Raw genomic sequence first — 2,604 nt, 5'->3', positions numbered from 1 at the left:
CGACCGAACTTTGACCACCCGCGCCGACTGAACATTGACCAGGGGTGGAAGCCCGTCTCGATCGAGGCGAGCTGTGGATAAGTCTACGGTCTTTGCTGTTGTCGGTACTCCGTTGTTCGTCATCGATGGTGCGCGGGGCAAGCCGCGCAGGGCGTAGCCCGTAGCGGCTTGCCCCGCGCGGCGGCCGATCAGAACGGGTCGGCCTCCGGTGCCGGTTTGGCCCTTCGTGCCTGCTCGCGCGCCTGATGCGCGTCTTGGCCGTGGCGCTGGAGTGCCGGAAGCGGTAGCTCTCGTTGCCGGTCTCCACGATGTGGCAGTGATGCGTGAGCCGGTCCAGCAGCGCGGTGGTCATCTTCGCGTCGCCGAAGACAGCGGCCCATTCGCCGAAGGTCAGGTTGGTGGTGATCATCACGCTGGTGCGTTCGTACAGCTTGCTCAGCAGGTGGAACAGCAACGCTCCACCGGCCTGGCTGAACGGCAGGTAGCCCAGCTCGTCCAGGATGACCGCGTCCATGCGCATGAGGTTCGCCGCAATCCGCCCGGCCTTGCCCTTCAGCCTTCTCCCGCTCCAGCGCATTGACCAGATCGACGGTCGAGTAGAACCTCACCCGCTTGCCGTGCCGCGTGATGCCGGCCACGCCCAGTGCCGTGCACAGATGAGTCTTGCCCGTACCCGGCCCGCCGATGAACACCGCGTTGTGCGCCGCTTCGGTGAACGACAGATCGGCCAGCTGGTCGATCAGCGCGCGATCGACCTTGGAGGCCTCGAAGTCGAAGCCCGCCAGGTCGCGGTGCGCGGGGAAGCGAGCGGCACTCATCTGGTAGCTCACCGAGCGCATCGCCCGGTCGGTGCCCTCGGCCTGCAGCAGGTGCTCGATCAGCCAGCGCGAGCTGTCAACGCCACTGCCACCGCCCTGGGCCACGAGATCGGTCCAGGCGCCGGCCATGCCGTGCAGCCGCAGTGCCTTGAGTTCGGCGGTCACGTCACGCATGGCGCACCTCCTGGCCCACATCCTGGACGTCAGGGTCGCGCAGCCGGTCGTAGCGGTCGGTGTCGGCACGCGGGGCCTCGTTCAGGCGCAGCGCGGTCTCCACTTGCTCCGGCGGCGGGCTCGCCTTGAGCCGCCCAAGGACGTTGAGCACGTGTTCGGCGCTGACGGCGCCGGTCTCCAGCACCAGTTCGGCGGCTACCAGCACGGCGTCCAGACCGGCAGTAGGCACTGCCGTCAGCACCTGCGCCATCACACGATCACCACCGGGGCGGCGCAGCAAGGCCTGTTGCAGCGACCGCAGCGGCGCGGGCATGTCGGCGAACGGCGCGCCGTTGCGCAGCACGCCAGGCTTGCGCTGCACCAGCGGGATGTAGTGCTGCCAGTCGTAGCTCGTCTGGCCGCGGTCGCTCAGACGCGCGTGGCTGGCCACGATCTTGTCCTCGGCCACCACGACCACCCGGTTCGGGTACAGCCGCGTGGAGACCATGTGACCGGCCAGCTCGCACGGCACCGAGTAGCGGTTGCGCAGCACTGTCACCAGGCAGGTACTGGACACGCGCGCCGGGTTCTCCACGTAGCCGTCGAAGGGCTCGGGGCATGGGCATGAGCTGCGGCAGTTCGTGCTCGAGCATCTCGGCCACGCTGAACTGGCCGTGCTCCGGATGCCGTATCTCCTGCCACAGCGCCCGGCAGCGCACCGCCAGCCAGGCGTTGAGTTCGTCGAACGAACCGAAGCGCTGGCGGGCAGCCTCAATCCACACGCGCCGGCGGCTGTCCTGCACGTTCTTCTCCACCCGGCCCTTCTCCCAGCCGCTGGCCACGTTGCAGAAGTCCGGGTCGAACAGGTAGTGCGCGCTCATCGCCGCGAAGCGCGCGTTGACCACGCGCCCCTTGCCCTTCTTGACCTTGTCGACCGCCGTCTTCATGTTGTCGTAGATGCCCCGCCGGGGAATACCGCCCAGGGCCTCGAAGCTGCGCGTGTGCGCGTCGAACAGCATCTCGTGGCCCTGCGTCGGGTAGGCCACCAGCCAGAACGCGCGCGAGGCGCACAGCTTCAGGTGCGCAAGCTGGACCCGCCGGTAGATGCCGCCGATGACCAGGCCTTCTTCGCTCCAGTCGAACTGGAACGCGTCGCCAAGCTCGAAGCTCAGCGGCACGAAAGCGCTGCTGGCGCTGACCTTGCCCTGCTCGTCGCGCCTGGCTCGGATGTAGTCGGTCAGCCGCGTGTAGCCGCCGTCGTAGCCCAAGGCCTGCAACTCCACATGCAGCGCCCGCGCCGTGCGCCGCTCGTGCCGCGGGCGGTGCTCATCGGCCTTCAGCGCCTTCTCCAGCGCCTCGACGAACGGCGCCAGCTTCGTGGGCATCTCCCGACGCCGGTACTTCGGCTCGGCACCCTGCGGCGCCTTCAGCCACTTCTTGATCGTGTTGCGCGACAGACTCGTCAGCCGCGCGATCTCGCTGATCGACTTCCCTTGCCGGAAGTGCATCGAGCGAATCTTGCCCATCATGGCCATGGTGATCACTCCTCGTTCCTTGCTGCACAAAAAAGCAGCAGGGTAGGTTGAACACCCTGGTCAGTTTTCGGTCGGCATCACCCAGCTTTGCTGGTCAA

General features: G+C 67.4%; 2 pseudogenes. Both read right to left on the bottom strand.

Annotation, left to right across the window (positions count from 1 at the left end):
* Window positions 1-229: 229 nt before the first annotated feature.
* Window positions 230-992: pseudogene (gene istB, locus Y694_RS21165) on the bottom strand (IS21-like element helper ATPase IstB); the annotation flags it as partial.
* Window positions 985-2,506 (bottom strand): annotated as a pseudogene (gene istA / locus Y694_RS21160) (IS21 family transposase). The pseudogenes istA and istB, both read right to left, overlap by 8 nt.
* Window positions 2,507-2,604 lie beyond the last annotated feature (98 nt).

Source organism: Methylibium sp. T29-B (assembly GCF_000576225.1).
In the GTDB taxonomy this organism is placed as follows: domain Bacteria; phylum Pseudomonadota; class Gammaproteobacteria; order Burkholderiales; family Burkholderiaceae_C; genus Methylibium; species Methylibium petroleiphilum.
This window is presented reverse-complemented; position numbering and strand designations above follow the sequence as displayed.